This is a genomic window from Planktothrix sp. PCC 11201 (assembly GCF_900009135.1).
Lineage (GTDB): Bacteria > Cyanobacteriota > Cyanobacteriia > Cyanobacteriales > Microcoleaceae > Planktothrix.
This window is the reverse complement of sequence record NZ_LT797711.1, coordinates 186,128-200,695: the sequence shown is the minus strand read 5'-3', so window position 1 is coordinate 200,695 and position 14,568 is coordinate 186,128. Positions and strand designations below refer to the sequence as shown.

Below are 14,568 nucleotides of genomic sequence, written 5' to 3'. Positions count from 1 at the left end.
GATTAAAAATTGTTAGGTAATAGCAAGAAACCCTGTTGCTTAAGGTTGCTGATTTTTAAGGAGTTGAAGCTTCACCCATCCGGGGAGATAACTGCTGTCTCCGTCTTGATTAGTAACTGTCCTTCGAGATTTTGGAGCTTCAAAACCCGGTGCTTTAATCCCACAGGTATCTCGCAATTGGGATCTTAAATCATCTTTTAATAACCAGTTAATTGTTGTTCCTGTCATCCCACTTCCCCAACCTAATCGAGTTTGATAAGGACATTTTTCATCTTCATAAAAATCTCTAATTTTATCAAAATACAAGTTTTTTCCTTGGTTTTTATGATCTTCAATATTGTTCCAATAATCATGCTCTCCATCCCATTGTTCCTGAGCAAATTCTTGGCAAATTTTCAAGAGTTCTTGTGAATTTTTAAAGGGAATAATCATTCCTTGTTGATGGCGAAACCAACTCAACATTTCATGATCAATTGTGAGAGTAAATTCTGTTCTAACATCTGTCACCATTTCCGCGTAAATAGACGCTCGATGTTTAGCATTATTATTCTCAAAGTGGCTAGAAACTAAGACTTCCGTAACAATGGGTACATTAACTATAGTTTTATTTCCATTAGCAGGAGTTAATGTTTTTTTCAGCAAAGGTTCAGTATCACTCACATGAATTGCTCGCATAAAGTCTGTATTTGGCCCTGTTCTGGTTTGGGGCGCATACTCCTGATATTTTAAGGTAAAATCAGAAAAGAGACTATTCATAAATAAGTTGTCATCGGCAAACTTTTGATTAAACGCACCCCTGAGTTCACCGGATGTTAATTTTCGTCTTAATTGTTGTTCAATATGGCTGACTGTTTTCGGGGTTTTATATTTATCGGCGTGTTTAATCAGATAATAAGCGATCGCAGTTCTCATCGCCCCCTTAATCGAAGTTCCGGGAATATAAAGCTGTCCGAAACCATTTCTAATCATTGGACGTAGATCAGTAATTTTATCTTCTGTCCCTGTCCAGTTACTGCTAATCCCGATTTCAGGAAAAATAGGATTTTCATTGGTATCCGTTGCCGTTTGCCAATTTTCCCCAAATGCTTGTCTGAGAATGCCTGTAATTTCCCTTCTATTATCAATAGCATTAATATAATCTTGCAGTTTACCTCTGGACTGTAAACCTCTAGCTAATGCTTCTTTATCGGGAAGATAAACTTTATTAGAGGTTTGTACATATTCAAAGGGACTTAACTTGGAAACTTCAGATCCAATATGTAAAATAGGACTGGTTAATCTAATTCTTCGAGAGTCATAGACTTCGGGTTTTTTGATTTTGGACTGTTGAGTAGCAACCATAATTTTGATTAGGAATTAATAGAAATGGGTAGACTTAAACTGACTCCACTCCGATAAACTTGATGATCTTTAAATCGCTCCGGGGTGACATTAGCAAGTTTTCCTTGAGGACAAGCGGAAAAAACCGATCCTTCTGTAAACATTCTCACCATTTTTCGCCGTTTTTGATAACCGGATGGAGAAGATGCTATCCAACCCCCTCGCTCTTGAATATCATAACAAGCGCCATGGTTTAATAGTTCCGGCGATATTGAATCATAATCATCCCAAAACAAACTAATTAAACAGTAGTTTGATTGTTGATGCTGAACTACTTTTTTCCACTCTGGGGTTAAGTCTAACCACTCCATTTTAAAACGTCCTGCACCACTCGAACGTTCTCCGCCCAATCCTTCTTCTCCTAAGAAAATTAAAGTCGCCTGAATTTCTTTTTCTAGGTGGGGATTAGTTGTAGGAAAGTGCAGAATAAAATATAATCCTGAGTGGTTCTCTGGTTTGCTTTTATCTTCATTGGGGTGACTTTCAAAATGGACAAAACCCGTATGATAAAAGTTAGTAGATCGAGTGGTGCGATCAATTGCAACTTTTGGATTTTTATCAATTTTGAAGGCTTGATTGTAGTCAAAGGTTCCAGCTTTGTGCAAAGGATCGTTATCTTTTGCAGTTTTGTTTGTTGTATGAATTAGTTCTAGGCGATCGCTGTCTGTAAATCCTTCTCCTTGATACCATCGTTGCCAAACCTCTAAGGGCAAATAGGAGAGTTTTTTGTAGGTTTTGGTAAACTCTAAATCATTTCCAATTGGATATTTTTTAGGGAAAGCTAAAGGTTTAGGAAGATAGTAGGTATACTTTAATTTTTGATAACGATAGATAAAGGTAGAGCTCAGACGAAAACAAGGCGATTGTTGAAAGTTTCCTAATAGTTCTTCTACCTTTTGTGTACCAAACAAACGAGCATAGCTACTGATTAAAGCACTAAATAAAGTATCGGATCGGACTCTTTCTCGGCTTTCTTCTAGTCCGATTCCCACTTCTCCAAAATGGGCAGGTGTTTGCCCGAAATTGAGTCTAATTAATTTCCAATTACTCATAATTTATGATTTTTTGTCAGATAACAGGGCTTTGACATCACTAAAACGACTCAAGAATTCTCCGATATCTTTAATCGCTACGGGGAGGAATTTTCCATCGCCACTGGCAATTTGTCGATAACGTTCAATATCCCGATACTCAATCTTGAAGTTTTCAAAGCGGATTTTTCCGTAACCTCTGGAACCATGACCGCCGAGTGCATCGTCTTCTAAAATGGCAAGGGCGATCGCTAAATTCTCTAAATCTTCTGCGGCTTGAGTTTCATTTTCAACGGTATATACTATTTCAAATTTGAACTTAGAACCGGCGGGAACCCGTTCTAATTGACGAGGATTTGCCGCCGCCGTCACTCGATCTATTCCATTTTCAAATTTCCACTCGGTCATATACAAACCTGTGTCAATTTTTTCTAGTTGTTTAGCGGATTCTTCTGTTAAATGACAGTCTCTAACGATTAATCGTGCGGGATGATTCCGTCCTTTGGTTTTGATATAGGTTTCACCATTAATGGTTTGAGGATTGCCTTTATTTTCTAATTCTTCTAATCCAATAATATCAGCTTTGAGATAACAGCTTGATCCTCCCGTTGACCCAAATACTCGACTTAATTCACAGGTTTTTGCCCCTTGATAGCGCACAAATTTACCTGGAGAAATCTCTGTATATCCGTCTTCTAAATCGTCGCTTTCATAACGATAGGTTCCGCTTCCTCCTGAACGATTTAAGGGTTTTTTTAACCACCGTTCTAATATCGCCCGCAGCTTTCCTTTAATTGAAGAACCAGGGAGATAAGGGCGCTGGGTCATGGGGTCACGAATAACGGGTTTATCTAACCCCCCAATATCTAAATTTTCACCGCCACCGCCAATATGTAATCCGGTTTCAACTACCAATGTACTGTTAATAATAATTTTTCCGAGTAAGTTTTTTTGAGGTCTATCAATTACAGTCATGATTTATTTTCCTCCTTCAGCTTTATGGTAGGCAATGGTTGATTCAATGAATTGAACAAGTCGTTCAAAGTCTTCTATACTATGTACTTTGTCAATGGCGACAGATATCACTTTACTAAGTGGTTTAGCGGCTGGTTGTCGAGCGGCAGCATAGGCAAGTTTAGGCTTTAACAAGACAACTTCTGGCTCAATTTTACTGAACACTTTCTTGTTACTTTCTTCTTTGCTCAACACTTTTTTGTTCTTTTCCTCAGTATTTTGATCACTTTGATCAGCATTTTGAGTAATTTTAACTTTCAGTCGATTAATAGCATCTAAAAATTTGCGAACTTGGTTAGTTTCCAATCTCTGCTCTTTTAGATAAGGGCCAAATTCCTGAGCGTGTTTAACTAAATCTCTAATTGAATAGTCTTTGAGAAATTTCAGAGATTTGATGTAGTCTTCAATGTCTTTATCAATGGGCATAAGTAACTCAAATTATAGGTTAAAAATCTGTTCCGGGGTTAAATTGAGTTCGGGGAAAGTCAGAGAAATAATTCTCTGATTTCCTTGATAAGTTTGTTCCTCATACAGTCCCTCCACTAACTGCAAAATGGTGATTTTTTGTTCGCTTGGATCAACAATCCAATATTCAGGAATCCCGACAACGCTATATTCTGATCTTTTATAGCGGTAGTCCCTAATTTTGGATTCGGGACTAACAATTTCTACTGCTATAATTGCTGATTCGACAATAGCTGATATATCCCTGCGGGTGATTTGCTCTCTATTTATAACAGAAATATCTGGGATGCGAGAGCGATTAATAGATGTTCTGACTCTTATACTATGCAATGTTATCCAAGGCAAATTAACTCGATTAATTTCTGCTTCCAAGGCATTTGTTAAGAAGCGGATAATTAACGCATGATCAAATGTTGGGGGATTCATTAGAACTAATTCTCCGTCTTCTAACTCATAACGGTTATCTGTCCCATCATCATAATTTAGATAGTTTTCAAATGAAAGTTTTGGGGGAGTTGTTATTGTAATCATATCATAAATCCTGAGAATTTGATCGACGATTTAAGTATTCTATCCAAGTAGCGATCGCTCGAAAATAAGGAGCATTATAAGGATTTTTTAGGGAAGTCATAACGGGTCTAAATCCTTCATTATTGCGAACCTTATCCGGTAGTCTCGCTAAAGTATAGGCAACTTTTGGTAAATGCAAATAGTATCGAATATCATTTAGGGAATGTTCATCTCCTTTTTCTTGATGTTTATCTTTAAAATCTTTAATTTTCTGCTCTTGGAGTTGAGCCGTTGTTAATAAGTTACGGACAAAATTTCTGGAGGTATTTACTTCTAATTCTAGGGTTTGAAGTTTTTGCACAAAGGGCAGAACTCCAAACAGATCCGGGAGAGAATCCGTTCCTAAATATTCTTTGATTTTAGCATCAATGGTTTGTAATTGTGCAACTTTTATATTTTCTTTACCTAACCATTCTTCCCACTTTAATGCTGCATTAAATAACCCCAAACTATCCCGTCCATTTCCTTTAGCTTTTTCTTCAGCACTTCCTGATTCTGAAGCGGCTTGATAGAGGGGAAATTTTGCTCCCGCTAAACTAATTCCACCGGAAATAGTAATATCTGGATGTTGACCGGTATAGTGGCGAAAGGATTGATAAACATCAAAGCTAAATTCCACAACTTCATTCCACGCTCCACTAATAAATAGATCATCTCCTCCCGCATAAATAAATACTAAATTTTGGCGATCGCTTTGACTTAAAGACTTTACCGAATTTCCCAAAGGTTGAAAGAAATTATCCTTACGATTTTTCGCTAAACTATTCAGATATACCTTAAAAAAGTAAGTCATTTGTCGAGATAACCCCGCGAGTCTGGGTAAATTTTGATCATCTCCTAACCCTTTGGCGAAAATTAGACCGAGTTTATCAACATCCATTCGCAGATAACCAACTCGGTTAATTCCTTCAGCCATATCCGTTAATTCATTAGCACGAATGGTTGAATTTTGTTCCTCGTAACTTTCTTGAGCATATTGTCCTAAAAACAAAGGAGATGGATTTTTAAAGCAGCGAAAACGATAGTGTTCTAAATCCCAATCATTAACTAATAATACCGTATCAGATTTTTGAGTAGTAATCTGTTTCCACTGGCGAAAAACATGATAGTAAATGGGGGTTTGCTCCCATTCAAAATCAATCCGATGGTGTGATCCTGTTAATTCTTTTTCTGGAGAGCGAATAATCAGATCAACTTTGAGTAATTCTCCTCCTAAAGCAAACATATCTCGACAAGTTGGACAAGCTAAAACCGAATCTTGATCAGAAAGGGGTTTTAAATTTTCCGTATCATCTCGATGACAAACTCCACAGGGCTCATAACTGGATTTTATGGCTAGAAAGTCACTAATTTCTGCTTCAAATTTTCGATGTTTGAGTTTTCCTAACTTTTGAGGAACTTTTTCCCACGCTTCCGAGAGAGATTTTTGACTTACGTTTATCGTTGGTAACTCAACATAATCTAACGCTAAAAATACTTTACCTTGAAAACTTTTTATGAGCCATTTATTAAAGCGATCGCCTATTTCCTGAACCGCATCTTTAGCTTTTTTTTCATCTCCCGATGACAGAATATAGAGATTTCCGCCCCCCGCATAAATAACGCTAGTTTTAGGTAACTTTAATTCGATTAACAGTTGTTGAACAATTTCTTCTGTGACTAATTCTAAATAAAAACTTCTAGCGCGTAAAGATTTTAACGCCCCATCGGAAGAAATTGTATAGATAAAATTTTGAATTCCTGATAAATCACCCGCGATTAAATAGAGGTTTTGAGCTTCAGAATTTTCTGCTAACGCCGAAGCTACCGCCGCCGTTGAACGCGCTATATCAATTAAGGCGACATTAGGATAAACAAAACTGATAAATGATCCGTATTTCTCAACAATTAGGGTTAATAATGATAAATTATCCCAGTCAGATTGATTTAATTTTAGTTCTTTTATTTCTTTATTAATTTGATCTTTAAGAGTCTGTAATTCATTTGCTGTTGGTTCTTGATTGACTGGATAGGGAATAATTGGATCTTGATTTTCAATAACTTGGGGTTGGGCGTAATAGATATTATCTTGTTTATGCTCTAGTTTAACCGCATCAAATAATAGACGTAGGGGTTTAATTTCGCTGGTTTCTGTCCACGAGAATAGTTGTTTAGCCTTATTAATTGCCTGATTCTCTAAGTCTGTTTTAAACTCACTATTTAAACTAAACTTAGACCATTTTAGTAATTCGACAACAGCTTGCTGCATCACTCCCCGTGCAGCCTTAAATGATACATGATCCTCTAAATTATTCATCTGATATCCTTCTGTTTAATTATGAATTAAGGCTTTAACTTTCTTTAACAAAACTTCTGGAATAGCAGGAGCTTGACCCATCACCCAAGCGCCACTGGTAATCTCAATATAGGGTTGAATTTGATGCACCTCCTCCGTATTCGTTAACACACTAGAAATCACCGCTACAGGGGTTAAATTCCCTCTTTGACCACAGAATTCGTGCCAGGGGTTGACCGCTTCGGGCTTAGAACTAATAATCAAATAGTGGCTACAGGCCTCTAATATAGGATACTTGTCCGGTTGTACCATGCCGCCAACATCCACAATAATTAACGATTTCTGCCGTCGCAGTTGTAGGATACCCTGGGCATGATAGGGATAAAAACGCTCCGTTAACCCGCCTCGATTTTGGGCTTTAAACGTTTCGATCACCTCCGGTGTTTTATCCTCTCCTAACTCTAAACTATAATTGCCCTCTCCATCCCAATGGGCTCTTTGTAAATAAATGTTAGGATATTCGGGCAGAAGGGCTTTAAATAAGGCATGGGACAGGACGCTTTTCCCGCTATCCGGCGGCCCAACAATCATCAAGGCAGGACACAGGGGATCGGGGGCGGGGGACTGATTAAAAAGAGAAATGGCTAGGGGTAAAACTTGACCTACCCTCACTTTTCGGCTATGACTGGAAACCACGATCGCCCCCAAACGGGGGTCATAACAGGCGATCCAAGCGGTCGGATGGAGTTCATGGATCAGGTAGCCATATAACCAAATGGGGCCGCGTCCTGATATCACTATTCCCCCCTGGGGGTTAATTCCGGTTGGGAGTTCCAGGGTTGCAATATCCTGGGGTTCAATAATTCGGTCTTGTCCGGTCAGTTCTAGGGTTAATATCTGATAGGACAGGGTTTCATGGGTTTGGGATGGACTTAGATGTAAGCAAACGGACATGGCGGTTAATAGGGATCTATATTCATATCGGTTCAATTTTCAGGTTTTACGCATTTTTGGTAAATTAGCGATCGCTGATTTCTCGGCGTTGTGGGTGGGATAGGTGGCGATCGCTTTGAAACGTTGATGCACCAGGGTTTGGGGTCAGGTCTGTTTGTCGCAGTTGTTCGCCTTCGAGGTGTAAGAGATGATCGAGTGCCCGATCGCCTAACGTAGTCACGATCAGACTACCCATAAACACAGCTAGGGTACAGGTAATCACGGCAAAAAGTCCCAGGGGCGCAATAATTAAGATGATCCAGGTAATACCTGCATTGGCGATCGCTACACTCAGAATACGGTAACGAACCAGGAGTCGAGCTAAGGAAATTGGCATATCGCAATTCTCGATAAAATTGAGAAACCAGGTTTGCTGATTTCTTATCTTTCATTATGGCTGGGTGTAGAAATGGGGTCTTCCACAGCACCGAGACAATAACCGGGTTTGCTGGTTTTGTAATTTGTGGCTATGACAACTCTATACTTAACAGAACCTGGAACGGTTGTTCGCTATCAAAATCAGAGTTTTTCGGTCAAATATCAGGATAAAACCCATAGCTGTCGGTTAGGGGAATTAACCTTAGTGGTGATTTTGCCTGGAGTCCAGTTAACCGATGAAGCGATCGCCCAACTCCTAGATCGAGGAATAGAAACCCTATTTCTCCGACGGGATGGACAGTTTCGCGGACGTCTTCAGGGACAATTTCAAACTAACCCGATGTTCAGACTAGCCCAATATCGAATAGTTGATACAACTTTTGGGATGGCGCTGGCCCAACTTTTAGTGATGGCAAAAATTCGTAACCAACGGGTATTACTTCAACAGCGCCATCGGTCTACAAAAGCCCAAATTAGCGAGTTAGCTGAAGCGATAGATGCGATCGCCGCCTATATGATCCAGTTGAAAAATACTTCCACTCCCCTCAACCGTTCCGAATTGATGGGAATTGAGGGAATTTGTGCCCGCACCTATTATCAGGCGTTGCGGCATTATTTCCCGCCCCAGTGGAATTTTACCGGACGCAACCGCCGCCCGCCCCTTGATCCCATTAATGCCCTATTGAGTTGGGGTTATGGGGTATTACTGGCGCGGGTATTTGCGGCTTGTGTTCAGGCGGGACTTGATCCCTATTTGGGGTTTTTCCACGCCACTGAACCCTATCGCCCGAATTTGGTATTAGATTTAATGGAGGAATTTCGCCCGGTGGTGGTGGATCAGGCGGTGATTTCTATAATTAAATCTGATTTACTGCAACGGGAGGATTTTCAACCGTCTCCCGATGGGGAGGGGATCTGGTTGGGAGTAACGGCGAAAAAGTTATTGTTAGGACAACTAGAGCGTCGTCTGCGGGAACCTTTTCTGTATCCGGCTCAAAATCGTCGGTTAAGTTTGAGTCAAATTTTATTGGAACAGGCGCGATCGCTGGCCCGATGTCTGGTGGAGTCGAGGTTAGATTATCAGGGCTTTGTGTTGAAATAAGTAATTACGAATTACGAATTACGAATGGGGAAGATTAGTGTTTTTATCCTAGATTAGATCCCCCTAAATCCCCCTTAAAAAGGGGGACTTTGAAGATATTAAAAACGGGGACTTTGAAGATCACGAAGGTGGGTTAATTATGGTTTAGGTAATAAATACTGGTGAACAATACGTCCGGTTCCCCCCTTTTTTAAGCCAGGGGGGATCTAACCTAGAAAGAAAGTAGTAGATTTTAAGTCTACTAATAACTGATGACTGATAGCTGGTACGGGCGGGTTCATCGAGATTGAGGTGATTAGCAAAGATCTAAAAGAACCCGCCCCTACAACTGTTAACTAATAACCGATCGCTGATGGCTGAATTATGGTTAGTTTGTTACGATGTCCGAGATGATAAGCGCCGGAATAAGTTGGCAAAATTGCTCGAACAGCGTTGTCAACGGGTGCAATATTCGGTTTTTGAATGTCCCTTGAAACCTGCGGTTTTGGAACATTTGTTAGAACGGCGTTGGCTGAAGGTGTTGAAGTTGGATGAGGATAGTTTGCGGGTCTATCCTTTGGATAATATGGCCAAGCAACAGACCCGGGTGTTTGGCAGTGATCCGCCCTATGAACCGCCGGATTATCTGATTTTGTAACGGAATATTACTTTTTCTCAGATTTTTAGAACGTTTTAACTCGGATTTGATCAACAAATTGGGGTTAAGCGTTCTATTTTATGGGGTTTTATGGGATTGTAATGTTTTGTGGGGTTTTCTCCTTCGTTGTCGCAAGAAGCTAGAAAGCGTTACGACGTCAGGGATGAAGATTTTTTGAGATTTTTATGGATTTGGGGGTTGACTCGTTAGGGAAATTCGGTTATAGTCTTGAATATCGAGAAATTTACAGGTTCGGGCAGTTAAAAATAACCTATTTTCGTTTTTATACCAGCCCTTTATCCGTACTCTCGCGCAAACGCACTTTGAAAACTAAATAGCGTAAGGTTTCCATAAGGGTAGGGTAGTTTTCTATCTTTTCCCCGCAAGGGGACGGAAACTTTCTAACCCTTCTCGTAACATAGCATCATCGCCTTGACTACACAGTAGTTTTCTATCTTTTCCCCGCAAGGGGACGGAAACTTGGTATACTATATATACTAGCACATTAAATATTTTATAAGTGTAGTTTTCTATCTTTTCCCCGCAAGGGGACGGAAACCGGAAACTTACAGTCTAAAGCTGGCAAAAATTTAATGCTTGCCAGTAGGGTAGTTTTCTATCTTTTCCCCGCAAGGGGACGGAAACCATGTTATATTTATCAGGGACTGCAGCACCTTCATCAGCAATAACGTAGTTTTCTATCTTTTCCCCGCAAGGGGACGGAAACCCATTGCTTGCTGAAGGTTGTCAGTCAGAACTACACCCTGTAGTTTTCTATCTTTTCCCCGCAAGGGGACGGAAACTCCTATAAAGTTTTATATGTTAAGCAAGTGCTTGACTAGTCAACATGTAGTTTTCTATCTTTTCCCCGCAAGGGGACGGAAACTTTGTAATCTGGGATATTTTTCACATCATTTGAATCGGTAGTTTTCTATCTTTTCCCCGCAAGGGGACGGAAACCTTTTTCAAGTTGGGCTAACCGATGACGTTCTCTTAATCCAGTAGTTTTCTATCTTTTCCCCGCAAGGGGACGGAAACAAATGATGGAACATCCTTACTATTAATTTGTTTCTTACTTGCGTAGTTTTCTATCTTTTCCCCGCAAGGGGACGGAAACTAAGGTTTCTTTAATCCCAAAGATTAAATACCTCATAAATCTTTTGTAGTTTTCTATCTTTTCCCCGCAAGGGGACGGAAACACAAGTAAGTACAGAAGATGAAGCTAGAGCTATTATTTTGTTGTAGTTTTCTATCTTTTCCCCGCAAGGGGACGGAAACCTGTTTTAACATCAGGGATATCTTTTACATCTTCGGAAGTAGTTTTCTATCTTTTCCCCGCAAGGGGACGGAAACAAAGACACTCAGACTTAATGCGGCAAGCTGTTGCTGCATAAGTAGTTTTCTATCTTTTCCCCGCAAGGGGACGGAAACCTGCCAGACTTATTAAAAAGAAAGGATGACATCATCAAAAAACGAGTTTCTCAAGTAGTTTTCTATCTTTTCCCCGCAAGGGGACGGAAACACTTTATTAGTAGTAGTAGTTCGTACTTCAAATCCTTGGTAGTTTTCTATCTTTTCCCCGCAAGGGGACGGAAACACCAGTAATTCTGACCTTCCTCTGAACTAGGATTCAGCAAAGTGTCAAGTAGTTTTCTATCTTTTCCCCGCAAGGGGACGGAAACGTTGAAAAGTCGAGGTGAAACAGCCTCACCATTAGTGTAGTTTTCTATCTTTTCCCCGCAAGGGGACGGAAACGTAATATTACTCAGATTAAGAAGGAGAAAGGACTTACTAAATCAGTAGTTTTCTATCTTTTCCCCGCAAGGGGACGGAAACATTCATCCACTTCAACGTTAAGGGGATTTACTCCCTGAGGTAGTTTTCTATCTTTTCCCCGCAAGGGGACGGAAACTTCAATCCATTAAAAGTGATTCCGGTTGGGTGTCTGAATTTTTAAGTCTTCGTAGTTTTCTATCTTTTCCCCGCAAGGGGACGGAAACGTCGTTTTTCGATTGCCAAGCAATCGAACTTACCATCAAGTAGTTTTCTATCTTTTCCCCGCAAGGGGACGGAAACAAGGGCACCACCCTTTTTATCAGAGAAATCGAAGCAGTTGATGAGAGTAGTTTTCTATCTTTTCCCCGCAAGGGGACGGAAACACTTAGAACATTTAATATCACCAGATGGTTTAGTAGTATCTAAGTAGTTTTCTATCTTTTCCCCGCAAGGGGACGGAAACAGTCGTGGTCCTTGTCCTTTTAAATGAGTAAACATAAGTAGTTTTCTATCTTTTCCCCGCAAGGGGACGGAAACGTCCTGCTAATGAATGGGGATGGGAAGAACAAAAGGGGTGGGTAGTTTTCTATCTTTTCCCCGCAAGGGGACGGAAACTCTGTATTGCGACTAAGTGTTCCTAGGAAGTATGCCTGGTGTAGTTTTCTATCTTTTCCCCGCAAGGGGACGGAAACATATCATTAACAATAATCTCTACTTCCTGAACTACCACAAGTAGTTTTCTATCTTTTCCCCGCAAGGGGACGGAAACAAGTGAGAGCTCTTGGTAGAACCTTCACGAGGTGTAGCAATTTCAACTTCAGGTAGTTTTCTATCTTTTCCCCGCAAGGGGACGGAAACCCTATAATGTTTTAACTATTTCTTAAATCTCTTAGAAGGTTTATAGGTAGTTTTCTATCTTTTCCCCGCAAGGGGACGGAAACAGGAGAGTAAAACCAGGTGATCGCTATGCACTTGAATCTCTCCCCCCGGTAGTTTTCTATCTTTTCCCCGCAAGGGGACGGAAACAATACTAAATAGTTATATAATAGTTTATTTGCGTAAGTTTTAATTTTTTAAGTAAAGGGGTAAAATCAGTACAAATAAATTCAGACTTCATCTACCATTTTTAAAATTTGCTCGTACAGAACTGAAGACACTCTAAACTCAGAAGTAGTAATCAAACTATCTATGAGAGGTTTTACATCAACAATTAGAAGGCGATATTTAGCCTCAACCAAAATACCTAATAACCCAGTAATTTTGAGTCCTAAACGATTAGCTTCTGCCCTTCCACGACGCTCATCAATTAATAATAAATCTGCATCAATTTCTAAAGCTAGGGCGATCGCTTGAGATTCCCCTAGATCTAACTTAGCCTCACCTTGAAGCCTTTTTACCCAATCATGATGCAACACGGGTCTAACTTCAAGCCATGAAACCGCTTGAATTTCCAAAGTCCCAGGGACAGGAGGATCAATATCTACAAGTTCAGCATAAACAGCTTCAGGAATCGTAACTTGGTTGTAGAGTTGAGGGAGGAGGTGCAAATATCCAATTGCTGCTAGATTTGTAATTACCGATGTATCACTAATAATAATCACAATCGCCCCAACTCCCGCAAGTTTTTCAAGTCCAGTTCAAAATCTTCCACATCATAGGAATAAAGAGGAATATGGCGCTGCTTCAGAAGTTGACGAAAAACATCAGTAGGCATATCCGCCAGTTGACTGGCATAACCGACTGTTAAGTGACCCGTCTCAAATAAATAGAGTGCAATTTCTTGACAAAACTCCTTTGGGGTTAGTTGAGAGGCTTGGATAATTTCATCGGAGATTATAATAGTCATGGAAACACCTCCCTAGAGAATTCAAACTCTGAAACCACTATAGCAATTTTTTCTAAAATATCCCATATTCTAATAATTTGATAACTCATCTAACGCCTCCTGATGTAACCGTTGACGAATAGAAAAAGGAGCAATAACTTCCCCATTTCCCCGCCATTCTCGTAACCGCATTAACACATTAATATCCCCCACCCGTATCCATCCTTGATAATAGCAATCCTGGGGAGAACGTTGGCGAATAATATCTAATACCGCCTTTTGTTCCTCTAAATTAGGAATATGACGGCGAATTAATTGGGGTAAATCGGTATAGGAAATCGGCTTAAAGGTGGGGTGTCTGTCGGTATTATTCACATACCAACGGTCGAAATATGGGTTAAATCGCATAATTAATAATTGACTCGGTAAATAGAAATTAAACCCCCAAGCCGCATCTAATTCCGTTTGTATTTGATCAGAAGTAGGCAGACTTTCAGTTAACCAGAGGTTGTTAAGTTCCGGGGGAATATGGCGATCGCCCCAGGACAAAACCCTAAGATATTCTGAAGCTATTCTATCTAACCGATAATTATGCCAGCCCAACTTTCCCTCCGGGTCAAACCCAAAAGCACTGAGATATTTTGCCCGGCGAACATAATGCAAACACACCGGATAAACCGTAACTTCCACTTTTTTTTCCTGGGCGGGTATCCAGGTTTTAAAATTAATTACCCCACCAATGGGATCACGCCATAACAGTTCAATTTGTTCTTGATAACCGTCAACCCGATCCTGGTTTTCATCGGCTAGAATATAATCTAAATTAATAAAAATTCGCTTTTGGGGTTCTGATTCTTTTTCCTGAATTGGTTTAACTCCATTTTCCACCAATGCTTCCCATAAAGACTGTACCACAACCTCTAAATTCGGCTGCACAAAAACAACGGACTCCAAAACTCGTAATAGTCCCCAAAGTTGGGTTTTAGATAGTCCCGAAAAATTCAGGCTATTAGTTATTGAGGGAATAGGCAACTTTGGAGAATTTCCCCCATAGTAGCAACTAATAGTTGATTGTTTATATTTAGCAAGCGAGCACACTCTCCCTACTCCTCCTACTCCCCC

At 40.1% G+C, this 14,568-nt stretch carries 13 protein-coding genes and 1 CRISPR repeat array; of the genes, 2 read left to right on the top strand and 11 right to left on the bottom strand.

Going from position 1 to position 14,568, the window contains the following annotated elements; translation table 11 throughout:
* Nucleotides 1–39: 39 nt before the first annotated feature.
* The 8 genes from csm5 to csx18 form a co-directional block, all read right to left on the bottom strand.
* Nucleotides 40–1,341: a type III-A CRISPR-associated RAMP protein Csm5 gene (csm5, locus tag PL11201_RS23200; RefSeq protein ID WP_079681223.1), complete on the bottom strand. Its 1,302-nt coding sequence runs from the start codon at nucleotides 1,339–1,341 to the stop codon at nucleotides 40–42.
* An 8-nt stretch (nucleotides 1,342–1,349) separates the two neighbouring features.
* Nucleotides 1,350–2,432, bottom strand: coding sequence for a type III-A CRISPR-associated RAMP protein Csm4 (gene csm4 / locus PL11201_RS23195; protein ID WP_079681222.1), 1,083 nt, complete (start codon nucleotides 2,430–2,432; stop codon nucleotides 1,350–1,352).
* A 3-nt stretch (nucleotides 2,433–2,435) separates the two neighbouring features.
* Nucleotides 2,436–3,386: a type III-A CRISPR-associated RAMP protein Csm3 gene (gene csm3, locus PL11201_RS23190; protein WP_079681221.1), complete on the bottom strand. Its 951-nt coding sequence runs from the start codon at nucleotides 3,384–3,386 to the stop codon at nucleotides 2,436–2,438.
* Nucleotides 3,387–3,389: 3 nt separating this feature from the next.
* Nucleotides 3,390–3,851: a type III-A CRISPR-associated protein Csm2 gene (gene csm2, locus PL11201_RS23185; protein WP_079681220.1), complete on the bottom strand. Its 462-nt coding sequence runs from the start codon at nucleotides 3,849–3,851 to the stop codon at nucleotides 3,390–3,392.
* Nucleotides 3,852–3,863: 12 nt separating this feature from the next.
* On the bottom strand, nucleotides 3,864–4,421 hold the full coding sequence (locus PL11201_RS23180) for a Uma2 family endonuclease (protein WP_144017874.1): 558 nt from the start codon (nucleotides 4,419–4,421) through the stop codon (nucleotides 3,864–3,866).
* A 1-nt stretch (nucleotide 4,422) separates the two neighbouring features.
* Complete coding sequence (cas10, locus tag PL11201_RS23175) at nucleotides 4,423–6,756, bottom strand: type III-A CRISPR-associated protein Cas10/Csm1 (protein WP_079681219.1); 2,334 nt, start codon at nucleotides 6,754–6,756, stop codon at nucleotides 4,423–4,425.
* Between the two features lie 15 nt (nucleotides 6,757–6,771).
* Entirely contained in the window at nucleotides 6,772–7,689 is a 918-nt protein-coding gene (crn3, locus tag PL11201_RS23170) for a CRISPR-associated ring nuclease Crn3/Csx3 (RefSeq protein WP_079681218.1), read from the bottom strand.
* Between the two features lie 64 nt (nucleotides 7,690–7,753).
* Nucleotides 7,754–8,065, bottom strand: a complete 312-nt coding sequence (gene csx18, locus PL11201_RS23165; protein WP_079681217.1) for a CRISPR-associated protein Csx18 — start codon at nucleotides 8,063–8,065, stop codon at nucleotides 7,754–7,756.
* 132 nt (nucleotides 8,066–8,197) lie between these two features.
* Here csx18 and cas1 point away from each other — a divergent pair, with 132 nt between their 5' ends.
* The gene (cas1, locus tag PL11201_RS23160) at nucleotides 8,198–9,208 is read left to right on the top strand and encodes a CRISPR-associated endonuclease Cas1 (protein WP_079681216.1); all 1,011 of its coding nucleotides are present in this window, start codon (nucleotides 8,198–8,200) and stop codon (nucleotides 9,206–9,208) included.
* A 352-nt stretch (nucleotides 9,209–9,560) separates the two neighbouring features.
* On the top strand, nucleotides 9,561–9,845 hold the full coding sequence (gene cas2, locus PL11201_RS23155; RefSeq protein WP_079681215.1) for a CRISPR-associated endonuclease Cas2: 285 nt from the start codon (nucleotides 9,561–9,563) through the stop codon (nucleotides 9,843–9,845).
* Between the two features lie 361 nt (nucleotides 9,846–10,206).
* Nucleotides 10,207–12,647: direct repeats of the CRISPR family, unit length 37 nt; unit sequence GTAGTTTTCTATCTTTTCCCCGCAAGGGGACGGAAAC.
* Nucleotides 12,648–12,727: 80 nt separating this feature from the next.
* On the opposite strand, the gene PL11201_RS23150 is transcribed toward cas2, so the two are convergent.
* The 3 genes from PL11201_RS23150 to PL11201_RS23140 all read right to left on the bottom strand — a co-directional run.
* Nucleotides 12,728–13,222 carry a PIN domain-containing protein gene (locus PL11201_RS23150; protein ID WP_079681214.1) on the bottom strand — a complete coding sequence of 165 codons (495 nt, stop codon included), beginning with the start codon at nucleotides 13,220–13,222 and terminating at the stop codon, nucleotides 12,728–12,730.
* Entirely contained in the window at nucleotides 13,219–13,467 is a 249-nt protein-coding gene (locus PL11201_RS23145) for a UPF0175 family protein (protein WP_079681213.1), read from the bottom strand. The genes PL11201_RS23150 and PL11201_RS23145 overlap by 4 nt, the downstream gene beginning before the upstream one ends.
* Nucleotides 13,468–13,536: 69 nt before the next feature.
* A partial coding sequence (locus PL11201_RS23140) for a TIGR03985 family CRISPR-associated protein (RefSeq protein ID WP_144017884.1) occupies nucleotides 13,537–14,568 on the bottom strand: 1,032 nt, incomplete at its 5' end.

Excerpts from the sequence above, each read along its gene's own strand:
- csm5 (WP_079681223.1), bottom strand. The coding sequence starts at position 1,341 with ATGGTTGCTACTCAACAGTCCAAAATCAAAAAACCCGAAGTCTATGAC.
- csm4 (WP_079681222.1), bottom strand. The coding sequence starts at position 2,432 with ATGAGTAATTGGAAATTAATTAGACTCAATTTCGGGCAAACACCTGCC.
- csm3 (WP_079681221.1), bottom strand. The coding sequence starts at position 3,386 with ATGACTGTAATTGATAGACCTCAAAAAAACTTACTCGGAAAAATTATT.
- csm2 (WP_079681220.1), bottom strand. The coding sequence starts at position 3,851 with ATGCCCATTGATAAAGACATTGAAGACTACATCAAATCTCTGAAATTT.
- PL11201_RS23180 (WP_144017874.1), bottom strand. The coding sequence starts at position 4,421 with ATGATTACAATAACAACTCCCCCAAAACTTTCATTTGAAAACTATCTA.
- cas10 (WP_079681219.1), bottom strand. The coding sequence starts at position 6,756 with ATGAATAATTTAGAGGATCATGTATCATTTAAGGCTGCACGGGGAGTG.
- crn3 (WP_079681218.1), bottom strand. The coding sequence starts at position 7,689 with ATGTCCGTTTGCTTACATCTAAGTCCATCCCAAACCCATGAAACCCTG.
- csx18 (WP_079681217.1), bottom strand. The coding sequence starts at position 8,065 with ATGCCAATTTCCTTAGCTCGACTCCTGGTTCGTTACCGTATTCTGAGT.
- cas1 (WP_079681216.1), top strand. The coding sequence starts at position 8,198 with ATGACAACTCTATACTTAACAGAACCTGGAACGGTTGTTCGCTATCAA.
- cas2 (WP_079681215.1), top strand. The coding sequence starts at position 9,561 with ATGGCTGAATTATGGTTAGTTTGTTACGATGTCCGAGATGATAAGCGC.
- PL11201_RS23145 (WP_079681213.1), bottom strand. The coding sequence starts at position 13,467 with ATGACTATTATAATCTCCGATGAAATTATCCAAGCCTCTCAACTAACC.